General features: G+C 38.6%; 17 protein-coding genes. 6 read left to right on the top strand and 11 right to left on the bottom strand.

The window, feature by feature from the left end; genetic code table 11:
• Positions 1-7: 7 nt before the first annotated feature.
• A complete protein-coding gene (locus tag ABS917_RS13355) occupies positions 8-1993 on the bottom strand; it encodes a TRAP transporter permease (RefSeq protein WP_350479446.1) in 1986 nt (661 codons plus the stop codon).
• Between the two features lie 22 nt (positions 1994-2015).
• Positions 2016-3020: a TAXI family TRAP transporter solute-binding subunit gene (locus ABS917_RS13350; protein ID WP_350479445.1), complete on the bottom strand. Its 1005-nt coding sequence runs from the start codon at positions 3018-3020 to the stop codon at positions 2016-2018.
• 248 nt (positions 3021-3268) lie between these two features.
• On the opposite strand from ABS917_RS13350, the gene ABS917_RS13345 reads away from it, so the two are divergent.
• From ABS917_RS13345 to ABS917_RS13330, 4 genes are all read left to right on the top strand, one after another.
• Entirely contained in the window at positions 3269-3652 is a 384-nt protein-coding gene (locus ABS917_RS13345) for a MerR family transcriptional regulator (protein WP_350479444.1), read from the top strand.
• A complete protein-coding gene (locus ABS917_RS13340) occupies positions 3649-5163 on the top strand; it encodes a class I adenylate-forming enzyme family protein (protein ID WP_350479443.1) in 1515 nt (504 codons plus the stop codon). The genes ABS917_RS13345 and ABS917_RS13340 overlap by 4 nt, the downstream gene beginning before the upstream one ends.
• Positions 5144-6796, top strand: a complete 1653-nt coding sequence (locus ABS917_RS13335; protein WP_350479442.1) for an acyl-CoA dehydrogenase family protein — start codon at positions 5144-5146, stop codon at positions 6794-6796. The genes ABS917_RS13340 and ABS917_RS13335 overlap by 20 nt, the downstream gene beginning before the upstream one ends.
• Positions 6797-7122: 326 nt before the next feature.
• Positions 7123-7653, top strand: a complete 531-nt coding sequence (locus ABS917_RS13330) for a hypothetical protein (protein ID WP_350479441.1) — start codon at positions 7123-7125, stop codon at positions 7651-7653.
• Positions 7654-7715: 62 nt separating this feature from the next.
• On the opposite strand, the gene ABS917_RS13325 is transcribed toward ABS917_RS13330, so the two are convergent.
• The 4 genes from ABS917_RS13325 to ABS917_RS13310 all read right to left on the bottom strand — a co-directional run bounded on the left by ABS917_RS13325 (position 7716) and on the right by ABS917_RS13310 (position 12308).
• A complete protein-coding gene (locus ABS917_RS13325) occupies positions 7716-8066 on the bottom strand; it encodes a hypothetical protein (RefSeq protein ID WP_350479440.1) in 351 nt (116 codons plus the stop codon).
• A gap of 82 nt (positions 8067-8148) precedes the next feature.
• On the bottom strand, positions 8149-9795 hold the full coding sequence (locus tag ABS917_RS13320; RefSeq protein WP_350479439.1) for a M20/M25/M40 family metallo-hydrolase: 1647 nt from the start codon (positions 9793-9795) through the stop codon (positions 8149-8151).
• A 223-nt stretch (positions 9796-10018) separates the two neighbouring features.
• Positions 10019-10849, bottom strand: coding sequence for an NAD(P)-dependent oxidoreductase (locus tag ABS917_RS13315; RefSeq protein WP_350479438.1), 831 nt, complete (start codon positions 10847-10849; stop codon positions 10019-10021).
• Positions 10850-10988: 139 nt separating this feature from the next.
• Positions 10989-12308 (bottom strand): GntP family permease, encoded by a 1320-nt coding sequence (locus tag ABS917_RS13310; RefSeq protein WP_350479437.1) that lies wholly within the window; start codon positions 12306-12308, stop codon positions 10989-10991.
• Between the two features lie 322 nt (positions 12309-12630).
• Here ABS917_RS13310 and ABS917_RS13305 point away from each other — a divergent pair, with 322 nt between their 5' ends.
• A complete protein-coding gene (locus tag ABS917_RS13305; protein ID WP_350479436.1) occupies positions 12631-13518 on the top strand; it encodes a LysR family transcriptional regulator in 888 nt (295 codons plus the stop codon).
• Positions 13519-13643: 125 nt separating this feature from the next.
• On the opposite strand, the gene ABS917_RS13300 is transcribed toward ABS917_RS13305, so the two are convergent.
• The 5 genes from ABS917_RS13300 to ABS917_RS13280 form a co-directional block, all read right to left on the bottom strand.
• A complete protein-coding gene (locus tag ABS917_RS13300; RefSeq protein ID WP_350479435.1) occupies positions 13644-14816 on the bottom strand; it encodes a hypothetical protein in 1173 nt (390 codons plus the stop codon).
• 14 nt (positions 14817-14830) lie between these two features.
• Positions 14831-15655 carry a hypothetical protein gene (locus ABS917_RS13295; protein ID WP_350479434.1) on the bottom strand — a complete coding sequence of 275 codons (825 nt, stop codon included), beginning with the start codon at positions 15653-15655 and terminating at the stop codon, positions 14831-14833.
• On the bottom strand, positions 15652-16341 hold the full coding sequence (locus ABS917_RS13290; protein WP_350479433.1) for an ABC transporter ATP-binding protein: 690 nt from the start codon (positions 16339-16341) through the stop codon (positions 15652-15654). The genes ABS917_RS13295 and ABS917_RS13290 overlap by 4 nt, the downstream gene beginning before the upstream one ends.
• Positions 16334-16711, bottom strand: coding sequence for a GntR family transcriptional regulator (locus ABS917_RS13285; RefSeq protein ID WP_350479432.1), 378 nt, complete (start codon positions 16709-16711; stop codon positions 16334-16336). Before ABS917_RS13285 ends, ABS917_RS13290 begins: the two co-directional genes overlap by 8 nt.
• Positions 16712-16887: 176 nt before the next feature.
• Positions 16888-18183 (bottom strand): transglutaminase domain-containing protein, encoded by a 1296-nt coding sequence (locus ABS917_RS13280; RefSeq protein WP_350479431.1) that lies wholly within the window; start codon positions 18181-18183, stop codon positions 16888-16890.
• A 229-nt stretch (positions 18184-18412) separates the two neighbouring features.
• Here ABS917_RS13280 and ABS917_RS13275 point away from each other — a divergent pair, with 229 nt between their 5' ends.
• Positions 18413-20494 carry a DUF2339 domain-containing protein gene (locus ABS917_RS13275; RefSeq protein ID WP_350479430.1) on the top strand — a complete coding sequence of 694 codons (2082 nt, stop codon included), beginning with the start codon at positions 18413-18415 and terminating at the stop codon, positions 20492-20494.
• The last annotated feature ends 13 nt before the right edge of the window (positions 20495-20507 follow it).

Raw genomic sequence — 20507 nt, 5'->3', positions numbered from 1 at the left:
AAAACTCCTATCTTTCAACAGATAAATTATTAACTTGGGCATTCACCTTTTTACCACGTGGAATATGAATTGCTAATACTATTATAATAAGAGCAAGTCCGATTGCACTTGTAATTAATTCCGGAATAATAAGCAGAATTGACGCAATCCCCATTAGCATACGTTCCATCATATTCATACCTGTTGTAAAGAAATTAAATACAGCTGTCGATAATGCAAACACACCTAAAATTGATGTTGTAAAGGCAAAAGCGATTGATAGTATTGCATCTATTCCTGTTGCATCTGTCTGCATGACAAGTGCCGGGTTATATACAATCATGAATGGTAATAGGAATCCTGGTAAACAGAGTTTTACCGCTGTCCAAGACGTTTGCATCGCATCGGCTCTTGCAATACCTGCCGCTGTATAGGAGGCTAGTGCTACAGGTGGTGTAATATTTGAAAGTGCACCGAACCAGAATACAAAGAAATGTGCGGCAATTGGGTTGACGCCAGCTTCAATTAGGGCTGGTGCAGCTGCAACCGCTACGACAATATATAAAGCCGTTGATGGTAAGCCCATACTTAGCACGATACTCGTAATCATAACGAGGATTAAAATAATTGCTAAATTATTTCCTGAGATTTGAATAATGTTATAGGCCAGAGTTGAACCTAAACCTGTCATCGTAATTACTGCAATGATAATCCCTACTGTTGCACAGGCAACGGCTACTTGGATTGTACCTCGTGCACCTTCAATTAATGCGTTTACAATTGATTTAATACCAATACGGAATTCTTTGTCTTTCGTTAACCAGCTTGCTACAATACAAGCGAATATTCCCGAGAAACCTGCCAATAATGCTGTGAAACCAGTCATCAATGTCACAATGACAATGACAATCGGTAAAATTAGCACACCACGTACTTTAATAACTTCTATTACATCTGGTATGTTTTCTTTACTAATCCCTTTTAATCCTTGCTTTTTCGCTTCTATATCAATAGCAATGATGAGGGAAGCGTAATAAAGAATTGCTGGTATAATTGCCGCTAAAACAATGATGTTATAACCTACTCCTAAGAAACCAGCCATAATAAATGCAGCCGCTCCCATAATTGGTGGCATAATCATACCACCTGTAGAGGCAGTAGCTTCAACCGCTGCAGCAAAGCGTGGCTTTAAACCGATACTCTTCATCAATGGAATTGTAAATGTACCAGTTGTGGCAACATTCGCTACCGCCGATCCACTTAACATCCCAGTTAATGCAGAAGACAATACAGCTACTTGTGCTGGTCCCCCACGACGTTGACCTGCAATGGATAATGCCAAGTCATTAAATAGTCGTGTTGCTCCGCTTGCATTTAAAAAAGCACCAAATAAAATGAATATGACAATATAGGTTGTCGCAATCGAGAAGGTCATCCCGAAGATACCTTCAGTTGTCATATATAAACGATAGAGTAAACGTTCGAAGCTAAAACCTGCATGTCCAAACATTCCTGGAAACCATGGACCAAAAAGTGCAAAGAATAAAGCAATCACCGATAAGATTGGAATAAATAGTCCAATCGTGCGCCGAGAAACTTCCAGTAATACGACTATTGTTATGAATGCAAATACATAATCAATAACTGTCGGCTCTGAAAATTTCACATTATGAATATTTGAGTAATTTAATAGGATATAAGCTCCCCCGACAAAGCCAAATGCCGCCCAAATATAATCGATAACTGTAATCTTCGTTTTACTCGATTTTTTTGTTGCCGGATAAAGTAAAAATGTCAGCACTAATATAAATGTCAGGAAAATGGCATTACGATATATTTCCTGGATATTCATTAAGCTGTTTACGTATATCGAGAAAAATGCCAGTGCAAACAATAATGCTGAAATAATAACGCCTGTTTTACCGGTAAACGTTCGGATCGCCCCACCAGCCTCTTTATCATTTTCTAGTGTCTCTGTTACATCGAACTCTTTTTCTTTTTTCGTAAAAATCATCATTACACCCCCATAATGGATTTTATTGTTGTTCTTCTCCTGCTTCAGGTGGAACTAAATGTTCTGGTATGTCTAAGCCAGCTTCCATAAAGTATTTGTATGCCCCGATATGAAGCGGTGTCGGAAGACCATTTAATGCTGATTCTAATTTTATTTCAGTCGCTGAATTGTGAATTTGATGTACTTTGTCTAAGTTTTCATAGATAGCTTTCGTTAACTTATAAACAAGATCCTCATCCATTTGTGCTGTTGTAGCTAAAAAGTTTGGCTGCGCTATTGTGTTAATTTCTTTATCGATTCCCGTGTATGTACCTGCTGGAATAACATAACGGAACCATGTATTAAATATGCTGTTAATACTATCAAGCTGTTCATCCGTTACGTCCAGAACCGATGCTTTAACACCTGATGCAGCCATGTCCATAATAGATGAAACCGGTACACCTGCCGGTAATGAACCTCCGTCCAAACGCCCGTCCCGCATCGCTGAAATCGTATCATCATACCCTAAATATTCAGGTGTGATGTCTTTTTTCGTTAAGCCAAGCCCTTCCATGATAACAAGTGTTGATTGCTCTGTTCCCGATGCTTGCGGTCCAACTGAAAATGATTTCATATCGATATCTGAAATAGTTCCTGTTTCAGTTTCTTTATTCATCAATACGAAATGCTCAACGTTTGACCAAAGCATGGAGATTGAACGTAAATCTTTATAAGGTCGCCCTTCAAAGTTTCCTCCACGCCCTTCATATGCCTGCGCACCTATCAACCCTTGCAGAATCGCTACTTTAGCTTCCTCATTTTTTAATAGCTGAATATTCTCTACGGATCCTGCTGATGATTGACCTGTCCCCTTAACATTGTCTTCAACTAAAATTTCAGTCCATAGATTCCCTAAACCAACCCCGATTGGATAATAAGTCCCCCCTGCCGATGCAGTTGCAATTGTAATGAATTCACGTCGTTCTATGCACCCGGACAAGATTAATGTTAGCGCTACCAAAAATAATAAAAGTGACTTTTTCATTTCATTCCCCCCGTTTATGAAAAGTTTTAAGCTTGTATGACAAGTTTACAAGTACATTAATAGTTTTACAATATGTAATATTCAGAATTGTAAATTTAATTATTTATTCCTATATATAAGAAAAATTACATATAAACACAATTCACAATTATCTCTCTCAATAAAAATTTTCTCTATTTTATTCTTTATTTCTCTTTAAATTGACGTTAACGTAAATGGTATACTTTCGCCAATGGGGGGTGTCTTATGTGAAATCCATTAAAATGATCGCTAAAGAATATGCACTCACACCGAGAACATTACGCTACTATGAAGAGCTCGGGATTTTGAAACCGACACGACCTCATAATGGAATGCGTCATTATTCCAAACGGGAGGAGGCAAAGATCAAGCTAATTATCCGCGGAAAAAAGTATGGCTTTTCTATGGAAGAAATTAAGGAAATGATTTTGCTTTTTGACCTTGATCGTACAGGTATTAAACAGCTGGAGCGGACAATCGAATACGGTCAGCAAAAGATAAAGGAAATTGATCAGAAGATTCAAGAGTTATATGAAATCCGTCAAGATATCGAAAGGACGGAAGCTGTTTTTCGGGAAAAACTAATTCTATTATTGGAGGACCAATCATGAATATTTCTAATCTTTTAGCTCGTCATGCAAGAAAGTATCCGAATCAAGTTGCTGTCATTAGTCTCGGTCAGGAAACGACATATCAACAATTAGATGATCAAGTAAATAAAATTGCCGGTTCATTCCGTGCAAGCGGCATCGTTAAAGGCGATAAGGTCGGGATTTTCATGCCAAATATGCAAGAGTTCGTCGCGCTTTACTTTGCCCTTCAGCGCGTTGGTGCTGTCGTTGTACCGATCAACGCCAAGTTTGTCACTCGCGAAATTGAGTATGTGCTCAATCATAGCGACGCGAAGGCAATCTTTGTCCATGAGCTGATTTTCGAACAGGCCGCTACGATTATGTTCAACGGTCTAAAAGTAAAAACAGGTCCTGCTGTCCATGAATGGCAAAGCTTCGATCAATTCCAGACGTCTGCCCATAATGAGATCGTTTGCTGTGATTTAGTGGAGGATGATGATTCGACTTTACTTTATACATCCGGCACTACAGGCAATCCAAAAGGAGTTTTACTGACAAACCGCAATGTACTTGCTGTATCGCATATGATTGCCATTGAAATGGAAGTAAAACCCGAAAGCCGAATGCTTATTATGATGCCGTTGACTCATTCTGCACCATTGAATTTATTTTTAGTTACAGCCATTTTAGTCGGGGCAACAGCTGTACTTACACCGACGTTTACACCTGACTTATTAATAGATACAGTAGAAAAATACAAAACTACACACTTCTTCGGCGCACCTGTTGCCTACCTTCTAACTGCCGGCTCACCACGTATTGCAAATGCGGACCTATCTTCAATGAAATGGTGGGTGTACGGAGGCGCACCACTGTCTGAAAAAGAAGTCGTTTATATTCAACAGCAGTTTAATACGGACAACTTAGTATGTGTGTACGGTTTAACGGAAGCCGGTCCAAGCGGGTCGATTTTACATGCTAGCGACCACCCTCACAAGGCAGGTAGTATCGGCAAGAGAGCACCATTTGGAACAGAGCTGCGTGTTATTAATGCATTAAATGAAGATGTAGCTCCTGGAGAAATTGGCGAAATCATCTTATATGGCGAAGGTAATATGAAAGAGTACTATAAAAATCCGGAAGAAACGAAAAATATTTTCATTGAAGGCTGGGTACGTTCAGGCGATTTAGCCCGCATTGATGAGGAAGGCTATATTTACATCGTTGACCGTAAAAAAGATGTAATTATTTCCGGCGGCGTCAATATTTATCCGAAAGAAATTGAAGATCAGCTGTTGCTGCATAAAGCTATTTTTGAAGTAGCGGTGTTCGGCGTGCCGCATCCTGAATGGGGTGAAACAGTAAAAGCGGTTTACTGTGCGAAAGTACCTGTTTCCGAGCAGGAAATTCGCGAACATTTAGAAGGAAAACTAGCCGCTTTTAAAATACCGAAAATTTATGAACAAGTTGAAGCACTTCCGCGCAATGCTTCCGGAAAAATATTAAAACAACAGCTAAGAGGTGAAGCAAATGCAAGTGTTAGCCAATGAACATGAAAAGAGCCAGAACTTTTATGAATTTGATCAGACTTTGCATCAGCTATTACAGCAAAAGCTTTCGCCTTCTTTTTACCGTTATGCAGATGAACGGCTTACTGCATACGGTGCGCTTTGTGCCGGACCTATTGATGCCCGTGCCAAAGTGACGGACCGGGAAGGCGAACCAAGATTACGTCGCTATAATGCATACGGCGATGAAGTAAGTGAAGTCATTGTGAACGAGGGCTATAAACAAACGGTTGCCGAAACATACGCAACCGGAATTGTCGGCTATGTGCATAAAGACATTCCTGAAATAGGTCACAAAGGAAATTATGTATACAGCTTTGCGCAAGGCTATTTATTATCTCAAACTGAACCCGGCTTTTACTGTCCTGTTACATTGACGATGGCCACGGCTTATTTATTCGAGCACTATGCATCTGAAGAGCTGAAGCAGAAGTTTATGCCGCATATTTGTGCTACAGGCGATACGGAATTATTCGAAGGGGCTACGTTCTTAACGGAGCGTCAAGGGGGATCAGATGTCGGTGCAAACGTTGTGGAAGCGCGATTTGAACGAGGTGAATGGCGTTTATACGGTGAGAAGTACTTTGCATCGAATGCCGGGATGTGCGGAGTTGCAATGGTACTGGCTCGCCAGACGACCAATTCCAAGCAAGGTTCACGTGGCTTAACACTGTTTGCTGTACCGTGGCGTGACGACAATGGTGAGCTTAATCACATTACAATCCGCCGATTGAAAGATAAGCTTGGTGTAAAAGCAGTCCCATCAGGAGAAGTCGAGTTTAACGGTGCAAAAGCATATGTTGTCGGAGATCCGTCTAAAGGAATTTACTATATGCTCGAAGCGCTCAACTTGTCTCGTATTTGCAATGCCGCTGCATCAGTCGGCATCATGAAACGCGCGCTGGATGAAGCGGTCCATTATACAAACGGGCGTATCGCCTTTGGACAAACAGTTTCCGAGTTTCCAATGGTGAAGCATTCATTAGGCGCATTGCACGCAAAATGGCATGCTTCACTTGTCGCGTTGTTCGATTTAGTGTCGCGGTATGATGAAGTTGTCAGCGGGAATGCTTCAGAGGAAGAACAGCAGATCGTCCGCCTGTTAATTGCGTTAGTGAAAAAGGAAACAGCAGAATGGGCGATCGAGTTTACGCATGAAGCGATTGAACTTCATGGCGGCAATGGCTATATCGAAGATTTCGTGCTCCCACGCCTGCTTCGCGATGCCCAAGTATTAACCGTTTGGGAAGGAACAGCAAACATTTTGGCACACGAGCTTATTCGCCTCGTGCAAAAGAATGCGCATGTTACGCTTATTAATGAATTACAGCAAACGAACCATCCGTATTTGCAGCAGCTTGCCTCTGTCGTAGAGCAGCGTTTTGCAGTATTTGTCACACTCGATCCGGCTATGCAAACACTTGAGGCAAAACCGCTTATGCAGCAGCTTGCCCGTCTCTATGAAGCGGTTGTCGCAGTAAAGCATGGTGAAACAGCCGGTGAACGCGAACAAATGCTGGCGGAAATTTATATCGAGGAACAGTTCGATCAAAAGCCTTTTGGTGAAGTGCCGTTAGCAGTGAAGGCGTTTGATGTATTGAATAGCGGTTATTGAAAACATAAGTGTAAGAGTAGCGCCTGGTTTGGTTACCGGGCGTTTTTTTGTTTGGTTGGTTGGTTGGTTGGTTTGGCCGGTTTTTCCAATATATTCACAGATGTTCTAAAATATTGTCCAGTTGTTCTAATATCGGGTGATTTGTTCTAATATCACCTCCCGATTTTCAAATATCAGGCCGAGTTTTTCTAATATCATGTACAATTGTTCCAATAAAAAAAGCGCGAGAAATGATGGAATAAAAAGGATTAATTTATAAACTTTCTGTTGTCTAGTTACATAGTTTAAAGGGTATGGAATTTCAGATAGGATATGGAGGATGGAAAATGATTCGATTACTGAAGAAAACGAGCAATGGCACGCTTTTTTGGCAAGCATGGAAGGTGAATAAACAGATTTATGTATTATCAGGAAAACTAGGCGAACAAGGTAAGGAAGAGGAAATGCCAGTAGGATTTTTTCAAAGCTCTAAAAAAGTCATGAATAATTTGGCGTCAGAGAAAATCAATCAAGGCTATGAATATGTGGATCCTGAATCACTAATTAAAATTGCTGTTCAATACCGGTATGAACATGAGGATCAGTTTGAGGCTGCGGAAGAAAAAAGTTTAATCGTAGAGGATTTGTTAGATGACATTTTGCACGAGACCGGGAACGGCGAGCTTTATGGTTCCGAAATAGGAGATGGTGCCGGCATTACATTCTGCCTCGTTGTTGACTTAGAGTTAGCACTGAAATCGTTTATAAAAGTACTAACGGACAATCAAGTAATCGACGGAGCTGAAATCGCCTATTTAAATAAGAAAGAAACCTATACTGGTATTTATCCGGAAGGCATAGTGTTTGAGCTCGTATAAACGATAATAACGGGTATGAACCATTATAAAAACAGTTCACACCCGTTACATTTTTTCAAAACCTATTCAGCTTCTTCAATCGCTTCCATTAAAGCAGTAAATAGCTTTGAATCATCGGCATCTTCATCCGTTACTTCATTTAAAATTTCAAAATCATCCGCGTCGATAACAAACAGGCTTATACCGTCTTTTAAAAATTCATCGGCTTCCACTTCGCCTTCGTAATATTGATACGTTGCTAAAACGATGTTGGAACCTTCTTCTTCATCAAAGAAGAAATAAAGCTTTTCCGTGTTGCCGTATACTTCTTCCAACACATCTTCCAGCGCTTCCGTACCTTTACTCCATGTCACTTCATTATTAACTGTCGCTGCCACGAGCGATTCCAAAAGTTCATCTACTGTATTTGTCATATAAGCCTCCAACTCCGCTCTAATGGCGGTTAGTATTCCCACTGTAACATAAATCTAACGATAAAGTGTTAAGGGCAGCGTACTATTTGCTTACTATTTGTTCATTCAGCTCATAATGCGCAGCGAATAATTTTTCAATCGTCAATTGCAGTAGATCGACTAATGTCACAAACGCAAAATCCGCGTCAAGCCGCTCTGTCCATTTATGCGGATCTCTCCCTACCGGACCGATGTTCAGTACCGGGACATTCAGCTTTTTCATATCTCCGATCGGCAGCGAGTAGCCTTTATCCCAGACGGGCATGTTGTTTATAAGCGACGCAATCGAACTGTTTTCATAGTTTAATCCTACATAGCTTAAATCCGATATTCCGGCAAAGTAGTTTTGAATGTGGAACTTCATATTATATGTTTCATGCGTGTATTGCTTCAACTCATTTACAAGATTGCTGATAAGTCCATTTTTGCCTGAACTGATTGCAGGATAAAATGGCGGCGCAAAGAAAATGACAATCATCGGTGCCAGTTCATTACATAATGCAGCTAGTTGATCAACGAGGTCAATCGTTCGTTCCCGATCATCCTTTTCGATGTCATGATTTAATAATAGCTTTTCAACTTTCTCTTCGCCGTATTTTTCCAGCGCATATTCGTAAATTTCTTCATATGTCATAACGTTCACTTTAAGTTTCTGCGGTGTAAACTCCGTATGCTGCGAGTACTTCGCAGCTTTGTTCATATAGGACTGTTCAATTTCATTTGCCACTCTGACTGCTTTTTGCTGGAGCAATGAGACAACATCTGTCATGCTTCTTTCAAATAAAAATAAATTAAACAGTGTCACAGTCCGGTGTGAAATTTGTGTGGAATACTCCGTTTTCAAGTCACGGTAAATTAAATTTGTAGGTGGCGGTGTAATTTCTTCCCCCACCTTTTCACAAAAGTCCGTATTTAATTCCATTTCTGCTGTAAGTACCGATGCCATATAATTTGCATTCAATCCCCCAAAAGGTTCCCCGACATGGGCTTCCTTCCCGTAGCATAAAAAGCCCGGCAACGCTTTTCCGATAGATCCCGTATAGAAGTAATTATTTTTATCCCCAGGAAAATTGCTGAACACCGGCTCTGAATTTAAAACTGTTGTGTACTCAAGATCATGCTCTTTCGAAAGTTCTACAAGCTTTGGTACTGCTGCACGCATTCCTTCAGAGTTTACTTCTTCATCCGGTACGGTCAATAACAAGATGTTGCCGTCGTACTCTCCGAACGTTGCTTGTTCAACAATAGACATATGCAAGGCAAGTCCGCATTTCATATCCATCGTCCCTCTGCCGAATAGCCAGTTGCCGCTCTCTATATCAACCCGGACCGCTTCAGGCAATTCATTTTTTATCGAGTAAAATTGTTCTGTTAACTTCTCGGGATCAAAAGCATATTGTTTCCATTTTCCGAAGTCCTGCACATCCACTACATCAAAGTGACTAATTAATACGACTGTTTTTTTAGTATCCGGAGATTTTTTGACCAATGCACTAATAAAACTGCGCCCATCTTTCAAATATGTTCGATTTAAATGGCCGGGGTTTTCTTTGAAATATGCCAGCTCCGACAGTTTTTTCACTACCGAATCAGGTAAATCTTTTTCTGCCTGTGAACCAGATACACTTTTTACTTGTACAAGCTCACATAATAATTGCCTTAACTGCTCTTTGCTCTTCCATTTAAACACAACATACCCTCTCCTTTTGTCTATTTCTAGCTGTCTCTCTATGTCGTCTCGTTTTCCTCAGTGTAAATAATTGAGAATATTCAGTCAATCTTTTGTTTAAGACTATACTATCCTTCGAGAGTTGAAATCGGTGTTGGGTGTAAAGAAAAAGTTGAAGGTATCATTCAGCTAGGCTTAACGTTCAAACACTCTCGGTAAAAGAACGTACCTCTATTATCTAAGCTTATTTCTTTTCTTTACCCATTGAATGGAATAATTGAAGTGAAGATAATGCGTTAAATGGCATTTCTAAGTTGTTGTTAATGCTTTCTTCATAAGTTGCTTTTAAGTCTTTTTGTAATACTGCTAATGCTGTATCTGCAGTCCACTCAGATACATCTGACCAGTTACGTGCTACCCAGCTGTCGCCAGTACTTACTTGTAATAACTTAATAATTTCTTCTTGTGGTAATCCGTAGTGGTTACCTAATTTTAAGCCTTCTGCAACAGCGTTCATGTTGATACCTAAGATCATGTTGTTCACTAATTTCGCTACTTGGCTGTTACCTGCTTCAGAACCGTAGTAGAAAGTGTTTGAACCCATAGCATCGAAGTATGGAGTGAAACCTTTCACGATTTCTTCTGCACCTGAAGTCATGATTGATAATGTACCAGCAGCTGCGCCTGATGCACCGCCGGAAACTGCAGCACTGATTAATTTTAAGCCGCTTTCCGTTTCAACACGGTTGCCTAATTCGTTCATAGCATCCGGAGAAAGAGTACTCATAACGATTACCGTTTTACCAGCAGTGTTTTCAGCTGAAAGGATACCGTTATCACCGAAAATAACGTCTACGTTTTGTGCATAGTCACGAACCATTGAGATGATTGCCTCATCTGCTAATTCAGCAACTTCTTTCACTGTATCTACCATTGTGAAACCAGCAGCTTCAGCTTTTTCGTAAACACCTTTCCAAGCGTCAAAGCCGATTATTTCGAATCCTGCTTTCTTTAAGTTAGCCGCCATTGGGAAGCCCATAGTTCCTAATCCGATAAATCCGATTTTTTTAGCCATTACAAATTCCTCCAAAAAATATATTTGATAAAGACGATGATTTATATAATTCAACTTCTTTTCATACTAAATTCATCAATTTCGCATCAGCGGACACGCCCCTGACTGAAGATAAAGCGTTTTCAAAAATTCACTTTGCTTAAGCTAAGCCCATTACCGCCATAATAACGACAATCGCCATTGCAACCCAGTGTGTTACACAGACAGCAATGAAACCATTTTTAAACGATTCTTTCATTGTTAAACCAGTAATTCTGTTGAAAATCAGCAGGAATCCAGAATAAGGAACGATTGAAAGTGAAACAGAACCAATTGCAATTGCACGGTGAATTGTTTCTGGATCTAAGCCTAGTTCTAAATAATAGGGTACAAAGTTTGCGATCGAAATACCGATTGCTCCTACTGCCGATGCTGTAATACCACCGATAATACCAGTACCTACCATCAATGAAAGAATGGGCGGTCCAGGAATTGACTGGATTAGTGAAAAGATACCTTTGAATGCTGGTACACCTGTTGCAATACTACCGAATGCGATTGTACTACCCGTTGTAATTGTTGAACCAACAGATTCATTTGCACCATCACTTAATAATTCTCTTTGATTCTTAATTTGTTTGCGGAATAATACAGCACTTAAAAGAATCGCGATAATTAATGCAATAAAGATAATGTAGTTTACTTTACTGAAGATTAGGATTGTACCTAGTAACACAATGATTGGCAGTAAACTGATGAAGAATGACGGAAGTTCGCGTTTTTGTTCAGTAGGAGATTCTACTGCAGCAAAGCGATCTTCAAATACTTCATTTTTACTTAAGCTGCGGTTCAGAACAATTTTCATAAATACTAAAATGAAAATGATTGCAGCAACAGAAGTCACAATACCGATTAATGGAGCTGCCGTTAATGTTGTACCTAAAGCTGTTGAAGGAACAATGTTATGCAGTGAAGGTGCACCAGGAAGCATCGTCATTGTGAATGTTGTCGTACCGCCAAACACCGGAATAATAACCAATTTCCATGAAATATTTAATTGCTGGAAAATCGGTCTTGCCATTGGAACTAAGGCGAAAATAATAACGAATACGTTAATACCACCGTAAGTTAAAATGGCAGAAATAATAAATAATGCTACTAACGCGTTATATGGGTTTTTCGTACCAACTATTGACAAGATTCTATTGGCAATCGATACTGTGGCACCACCCACATCCATGTACTTCGCTAAAATCGATCCTAATAGGAAAATGGCGAAGTTCGATGCAACGAATCCGGCAAGGAACGTCATGTACGAATTTTCTTTACCAAATACCGATTCAAGTATCGGCACATCGTTAAATAGTAGAAGAACAATTGTAGCAATCGGTGCTGCAACAATAATGTTGTGCTTCTTAACGATAAAGAGAATAACTGTTAGAATCCCTAACAAAATTCCTATAATACCTAAAATGTCCATTATGTGTAACCTCGTATTCTAGTTTTAGATTGTGCATGTAATTATTTCAAGATGATGTGCCTTAATGACCTCCTTAAAAAATTAATGGGAATGTAAATAGATAAATCTCGAATTAGTAGTTAAATTCGAGATAAAGTGAATGGTAAAATGAAAATTTATTGTAAGTTTGTATTACAATAAGCTATTAACATTTTCGAACAAGGTGGAAAAAATATTCACAACTCGTACACATTTAGTATACAACCGCCCTTATATTGAAGTAAAATTCATAGTTAGAATGGAAAGTATGCATAAAATTCATAGTTAAGAGGAGACGTACTAAATGGATATTCGTCAACTTACTTACTTCATTGAAGTCGCAAAGTATAAAAGTTTTACAAAAGCTTCAAAGTCTCTTCACTTATCCCAGTCAACACTGAGTAAAGTAGTGAAAAGTTTGGAGGAGGAATTGAATGTGGAGCTGATTGACCGCTCTGCAAAGAAAATTAAGTTAACGGAAGCCGGAGAGATTATATTGGCGGAAGGCGAAAAAATCATGGAATCATTGGATGATATATCCGTTCATCTCTATGATCTGATGAATTTGAAAAAGGGGAAAATTAGAATGGGAATTCCCCCCGTTATCGGATTTTTATTTTTCCCGAAAATTATTAAAGAATTTACTGAACTATATCCCGATATTAAAATTCAAATATTCGAGGATGATTCAAAAACGGTTAAACAAAATGTGATGGAGGGAAGCTTGGATATTGGTGTTGCGATGCTGCCGGCAAATGAAAAGGAATTTAATGTCGTACCGTTCCTAAGTAACGAACTTTCGCTTTTCGTTCACCATACACACCCTTTAGCGGACCGGGATCAAGTGGATTTAATCGAGTTGGAACATGAAACGTTTATATTGATAAAACAAAGATTATTCCATGATCTTATTATCCAGCAATGTTTGCATGTCGGGTTCCATCCGGAAGTTGCTTTTGAAAGTTCGGAGTGGGAATTCATCAGCGGCATGATCAGCGAAAATTTAGGTGTTTCAATTTTACCGAAGCCGATGGAAACGAAAGTCGACCATAAGCTGATCAAGTCGATTCCAATCGTGAATCCGAAACTCCCTTGGAACCTCGGTCTCCATACAAATAAAAAGAAAACCCCCTCCCCGGCTGTTCGTGCTTTCCAGAAGTTTATGGAAGAGAAGCTGCCATACGAGCTGTAGCAAAAAAACGCTTAATCGAGGCCTGCCGGAGATTTTCCGCACATGCCAGGATTAAGCGTCTTTCTATTATATAAACTCTAAAATCTGTTGGTAGCCAAATTCAATGAGCAATAAATTGTTTCCAGTTACTCTTTTAATTCATAAACATCAGTTATCCGAATAGAATATTTCTGTTGCACATTATTATTATTGATTAGTATTCCTTCATATAGTAATGTACCTTGTTCAATATCAAAAATCTTGAGTACAAAATCATTATTCACTTCTGTCATGACGTAGAATTTTCCGTTTAGTGCTATTGTACTGTTAAGTTCAGGATATAACATTTTTACAGGATACGGTTCAGTAATCGGTTCAAGCCATCGCTGCTGTCCGATATTATATCTGTAAATGACTATTTCCTCTTTTGTTGAATAGGCGATAACTAAATAATTATCATCCACTTCAATACTTTGCAGGTTCTGTTCTAAACCTTCCGGTATCTGAATATCTGTTATTTCATTCGTTTCTGTATTTAACGCCCTGAACTGATGTGAAATTAGATCTTGTTCAGGACTATTCAAATCAAAAGAATTTATAGAATAGACATGGTATTTTTCATGACTTAAATATGAATACGAATTATAGGAATCAATACTTTTTCTTGTCGCTTCATCCGTTGTTGCTTCTTCAAGTAAAGTTTCACTCAGCAACTGCTGTTTTTTCATATCAATAATTACATGATACAGTTTTTCGCTTCCGTCATTATCAACTTGCTTTGTAATAAGTTTAAGCTCATTACCAACAACCGTAATATCATTGTAAAAAACCCAGTTATATCTATTTTCCAGCTGTGACTCGATAGTAAATGAAGTTTTCTCATCCTTCACTTTATCCAGTACATGAATTTCATAACTGTAAGTGTTCCCTTCTTTTACCTTCCAGCCTTCTTCAGGTTCCTTCACATAAATAAGCTTCGTATCATCCTCAAAAAAGTTATTAGCAATTAATGCTTTACCGCGCATAAAGCTTTCATGTTCATCTATAAGTCTTTGAAACATTATCGGCTCTCTAAGGTTAAGGGTAGTAGAATCGATTAATGTGGATTCATCTTTACTAATAAGAAGTGAATTGTAGCCTATCCCATATTCATAACTTGTTTCGAACACCAATGAATCTATATATTTATCATCACCTGAAATTTTTTCGAATGTAAAATCGTACTCTTTGGTTTTTGCGTTCACTACTTGTATATAGTGCACTGTAAATGTTACAACGATTATTCCGGCTATTAAAAGAAGTTGCCAATATTTTTTCATGTCATTCCCCTCCTCTACACATTAATCTTTCGTTTTAATAAATAATCTGCCAAATAAATCGCAAGGGCAGTTGTTAAAATACTGAACCCAGTCACTAGTAAATAAATTTCATTCATATAAAAATAATCGGTAATCGTTTGAATGATTACTGGAACCATTACAAGGACTACTGAAATTACACTATAGATTAATGCCAGGAAAATCCCTTTAAGATGATAGCTGCGTTCAAGTAAAATAGAGGTAAAAATTATTGCAACAGCTGTAATGCCAATTACATAATAGAAAACAAATAACAACGGTGATTGTGGATACAATAAATTCAGTATTTCAGTAGAATAAATATAAATTACACTTTCATCCATCCACAATTGGTTAGGTACTATTTGTTGAGTAATTTGATCCACAACTTCCAGTAATACGATTTGCATTCCTGTTAAACCGAAAACAAAAAGCAAAATAGTAGTCAATTTGGCAAAATACACATTTCTGCGTGCTGTAGGAAGCATGAGCAAACGATAAATAACCGATGATTTCCCTAACCAGTCACGGTACCAAATAAAAAATACATAAATCATAAGTAAAGCTGCTGCAAATACAACGGATAGTATGAAGTATTCCGAAAATAAAAAGTTCTGCAGTGAATACGGACCATAGTTTTGTATATAGTCGCTTACTGTCATATGGTCACGCAACATCGTTGTTTCCGCATTGCTTACATAATGTAAAGACGTGATAATAGCACCAAAAATTTGGGTTGCTACTACCGCAATTATTAAAGCTAGAAAGAGTTTGCTGAATCGTTTCACTTCAAAATTGACGAGCTTTATATAATGATTCACCCGACATACACCTCCCGCATTACATCTACTACGGATTTGCCTTCTGTTTCCCGCATTTGTTCTACATTCATTTCTCTTAATACACGCCCGTCTCCAATGAGCACCGCCTTGTCAATTAAATGTTCAATATCATTAATTTCATGTGTTGTAATAATGACGCCGCGGTTTTCGATTAAATGACTCGTAAAGACATTCGCAATTTGTTCTCTTGAAAAGATATCAATTCCGGAAAATGGCTCATCCATTAGTATGTAGTCTACATCCAATGCCAAGCCAAGCAGTAAATTGACTTTTGCCGTGTTCCCTTTTGACAAGCTTGAAATTTTATCGCTCGGATCCAGTTGAAAAAATGCGAGAAGCTCTGTTGCCCGCTGTTCATTCCACACTTTATAAAAATCAGCCATAAAATCGAAGCTTTGTGCAATTGTATAGTTTGGCGACATTGTCAGACGGTCTGGAATATACGTAATTTTTTCGTACATATCTTTGCTGATTTTTTTGCCATCGATTAAAATTTCGCCACGGTCGATCGGAGTGAGCGCCATGATTGATTTCATAATGGTCGTTTTTCCTGCACCGTTAATTCCGATCAGGCATGTAATTTGTCCTTTTTCTGCAGTAAAGCTCATATCTTTCAATACTTGCTTTCTTTTGTATTTTTTAGAGACATTTTTTACTTCAATCACGCTGCTCCGCCTCCTCATACTTTTTCTGTACGAGCTCCATTATTTCAGGAAGTGGTGCATTGATTGATTTTATCGAACTGATAAATACTTGCACCGCTTCACTGATTAATTCTTCACGTACACTTTTTAATACCGCTTCATCTTTCGTAATGCAACTCGGCATATTTCCTTCTGTATAAATCAATTTCTGCTCCTCCATTTCCTTATAGGCACGCTGCACTGTATTCGGGTTGATTTTGAGCTGATTGGCCAATTCCCGTCTAGATGGGATGACATGCCCTGGCGCAAACGAACCTTTTGCAATCTGTTCCTTAAAATGACGGATAACCTGTACGTATACAGGATCCCGATTATTGAATTTCACATCCACCTTGTTCAGCTCCTTCCGTGTATTATTCACTTAGTACACTATCCGCAAAAAAAATTCATCGAACCGTACTCTGTACTAACTGCTTAATACAGTATGCACAAAAAAATGTATTAAGCACTTCATACACCTAATAAGTGTATTATGTGGTTAATACATTTTTTTGTCAATATTAATTTTTATAGGTAATCATTTACAGATGTTTTTGGATAATCCGATTTAATCCATTCATGGTCATTCGAAAGTTTTTCATCACTTATGAGGAAATATTGATAATGGACTCGATCTCCCTGATCCGGAACCGGGTCATTCCATGTAATATCGAGGTGATACCATTGTCCATCTACTTTTACTAAATTCCAGGCATGTGGTCCTCCTGCATTACCGACAACATATTTCGCTTCGATACCGAGCGCTTCAAACATTAATAAGGCGGCTAATGCATATCCTTCACAGACACCTTCCCCATTCATTAAAACAGAATACGGTGTATGCGGATTCGCTTTACTGTCCACATTGTACGCTGTATGAACGACTAAATAATCATTCACAAATTTCACTTTCTCCGATTCCGTTGCGTTCTCCGGAATTGTACTTATAATTTGGTCGATTTTCCCTAGCACAATGGCATTTTCTTCTGCTGTTAAATCATAATTTACCGTCGCATGCCATTCGACTTTATTGCCATAGTATTTGGCGCGTGTTGAAAACTCGCCCATGACAGCCCATAAATACGGTTCATTTACTTCCAGCCATGCAAATACTTCATCTATTGTCGTTTCAAAATCGGACACATCCCCTTCATAGTACACCGTAAACTGATGTTCAAACTGAGACATATGATGGGCGATTGCCTGGCCTAACTGCTCCACATTTGTCACTGCCTTCGGTAAATCTTTTACGTCATAAACCGGAACAACTTTCTTATTCGCCAAATCCTGAAAATTAAAGCTTTGCAGTTTATTTTCGCCTTGCATAAAAGTTGTCATGATCTGATCGATTTTATCTTCCAAGTTAACATTCAGTTTTAATTGAATGTCTTGGTCAACTGTCGGTAATGTCAATGAAGAGGCTTTTACTTCCTCTTTCAAAATTCCTCCTGAAAGAATTGTTGCAAGAAGAAAAAGACATGTAAATAACCCTTTTGAATAGGTTAATGCGCTTGCATACAGTTTTGTGAAAGGATTTCTCGTCATACGATTTAATTCCGTATTTGCTTTCAGTTCAAATTTATCTCGGTCTCTGGAGGCAAATAATCGATTTGGTTTTGATGTTGCGTTATTATAAACACTTTTATATACGTCAAATAGCTGTTGCTTATTGCCTTTTGCCAACTTAATTTGTTTGAAATTCTGCCTGATCCCTTTTCGTATTCTGCTCCGAATATATAATTGTGCGGTAAAGGAACGAAACAGCTTTATAAAAATTACTAGGACGATTAGAAAAATGATTGAAAAAATAATTAAATTACTCATATTACCCCCTACTAATTTTACTTATTTCTATATTACTTAATTATAGTTTCAAATGATAAATAATATGCATGACATTCTCATAAATAGTCCTTGTACTATTTTCCTCACCCTTTATTTATAGATTAGCTTTACTGTAAATGAATTTTCCGAAAACGATTTACTTCCACAGTACAAAAGTGTAAAATTACACTAATAGAGCATCATTACTTTTATTGAAAGAGGTGATTGTGTGGAAAGAGATTCAGAAATGCTGGAACGGATTGCTGCTTTGGAACAGGAGGTACGCTCATTAAAAACGGAAGTACAGCATTTAAAGCAGCATGTGAAAATAGAGCATGTTGTACCTGTTAAAAGAGAACAAGTAAAACCTTTTGTACGAGAAAAAATATCTGTACCGAATACGGTTGCTGTTCCTAGAGAAGACCCTATTCCCGAAAAGGAAAAGCGGTCACTGGAAGATTTGTTTACTCGGGCGTTACCGCGAATTTTTACGGTCATTTTAGTGCTCGGTGTCCTTTGGGGGTTGAAACTCGTTAGTGATTACGGCTTTTTATCAGATAGCGTCAAAATTATTGCCGGCTTTGTAGTATCGATCGGTCTTGGCGCATGTGCCTATTATATGGAGAAAAAGGAAAAAGGGTCGCGGGTTGTCGCGTTATCGCTTTACGGTGGTGCCTTCATTGTCGGGATTTTAACAACTGCTGCGGGGGCCATTATATATGATGTGCTCAGTTTATATGTAGCACTGATTTTTGCACTAATTTACATTGTTTACGGAGTTTTCATCAGCTATGTTAAAGGAAATGAAGCATTGACGGCACTCGTTGTCTTTACGTCATTATTACTGCCGTATTTACTGGAATACATGCAGTTTAGCGGAGTTATTATCGGCATTTTCGTCGTGCTGCTGTTTGCCGTTGTGCAAGTCGTTATTTTAAAGCATACACAGCGTAGAGCACTTTATATCGGGACGGCCTTTTCAGTTTTAGCACTGGCGGTTGTTTCGATATTCCATGATGAAAGACTCGTCTTTTTTGCATTTGCGGTCATTACTGTTTTCAGTCTGTTTCTCGTAAGTTTCTTACGGTTATATTCTAGTAATAGTAAATTGCATGCTAGTTTACTATTTACCTTTACTGTCATCTTATTGTCACTAATAAACGGAATTCTTTCTCGTGAAGAGACTCCGTTACTAATCGCTCTTATTTTGTTCTTTGCGATTTTAGCTGGGGCTTTATATATTGTATTCAAACGTGCGGACCGACTGTTGATCGATATGTTCGGGACGTTATCGGCTATTGTGCTGCTGAATATTATTACCCAGCTAAATATTTCAAGTGAAATGTCACTGCTTCTGATGATTGTCGTGGCGTTTGGCGGACTGGTTGTGGCGGTGAAGCATGCGATTTTATTCATGAAATGGGTTAAGGGCATTACGTTTTCTTTACTCGCCTTTTTCGTTCTCATGTTTTATGAATTGGAGCCATTCTTCTCGTTGCAGCATTTGAACATTGTTCTTGTTATTGCGATGCTTGTCGTTCTTTATAAAGTGCTGCTTCAGTATAAAGCTGCACCGGTTGAAGAGAAAAAGAGATTTTACAAATTGGAAGACATTTATCCGTGTCTATTATATTTAGTTGCCTTGCTTTATGTTTGGAAACTGGACTGGGCGTATATGCCGCAGCATTATACAACGTTTTTGGCATATAGTGTGATTGCGTTTGCCTTTGCCGCGGTTTTAGTCGTCAAACGCGAAATCGTCGGCCAATTTCTACCTTGGCTTGCTACCACGGTTTACGGATGTGCGGGTCTTGTTTTACTTTCCACTGTATGGGTTGACGACCGGGCAGTTATTGTCGCCCTTATAGTTCGCATTTTATATTTTGCCATCCTTTGGGCAATTGTTGCAGATGCTTGGGAACAAGGATGGATTTATAAAAACTACAAAACATTTTTCAGCAAATATATAGAGCAACTGACGATTGCCAGTATGATTATATCGATTATATGGATTTTCAGTATAACGAATTTCATGAATTTCCATGATCTTATCAATTGGAGCTCAGCGGTTATTCTAAATACTGTATTCATTTTCATCTTCGCTTGCATATCGCTGTTCCTTGCAGCGAAACGAAGCTACTCTAATTTGAAAATGGTCGGTATTGGCTTACTGTTCTTCGGAATTATTAAGATGATTTTCTTTGATTTATCCGAGCTCGATATTCTTATTCGTTCGATTTCATTCATTATTATCGGTGCAATCGGACTTGTCATTTCAAACAAGCTACTCGGAAAAGGAAAAGACGAATAATAGTTTTTTGGCG

The sequence above is a fragment of the Solibacillus sp. genome (assembly GCF_040273735.1).
In the GTDB taxonomy this organism is placed as follows: domain Bacteria; phylum Bacillota; class Bacilli; order Bacillales_A; family Planococcaceae; genus Solibacillus.
This window is presented reverse-complemented; position numbering and strand designations above follow the sequence as displayed.

Coding starts and splice junctions, on each gene's coding strand:
- ABS917_RS13355 (WP_350479446.1), bottom strand. CDS start 1,993: ATGATTTTTACGAAAAAAGAAAAAGAGTTCGATGTAACAGAGACACTA.
- ABS917_RS13350 (WP_350479445.1), bottom strand. CDS start 3,020: ATGAAAAAGTCACTTTTATTATTTTTGGTAGCGCTAACATTAATCTTG.
- ABS917_RS13340 (WP_350479443.1), top strand. CDS start 3,649: ATGAATATTTCTAATCTTTTAGCTCGTCATGCAAGAAAGTATCCGAAT.
- ABS917_RS13335 (WP_350479442.1), top strand. CDS start 5,144: ATGCAAGTGTTAGCCAATGAACATGAAAAGAGCCAGAACTTTTATGAA.
- ABS917_RS13330 (WP_350479441.1), top strand. CDS start 7,123: ATGATTCGATTACTGAAGAAAACGAGCAATGGCACGCTTTTTTGGCAA.
- ABS917_RS13325 (WP_350479440.1), bottom strand. CDS start 8,066: ATGACAAATACAGTAGATGAACTTTTGGAATCGCTCGTGGCAGCGACA.
- ABS917_RS13315 (WP_350479438.1), bottom strand. CDS start 10,849: ATGGCTAAAAAAATCGGATTTATCGGATTAGGAACTATGGGCTTCCCA.
- ABS917_RS13310 (WP_350479437.1), bottom strand. CDS start 12,308: ATGGACATTTTAGGTATTATAGGAATTTTGTTAGGGATTCTAACAGTT.
- ABS917_RS13305 (WP_350479436.1), top strand. CDS start 12,631: ATGGATATTCGTCAACTTACTTACTTCATTGAAGTCGCAAAGTATAAA.
- ABS917_RS13300 (WP_350479435.1), bottom strand. CDS start 14,816: ATGAAAAAATATTGGCAACTTCTTTTAATAGCCGGAATAATCGTTGTA.
- ABS917_RS13280 (WP_350479431.1), bottom strand. CDS start 18,183: ATGAGTAATTTAATTATTTTTTCAATCATTTTTCTAATCGTCCTAGTA.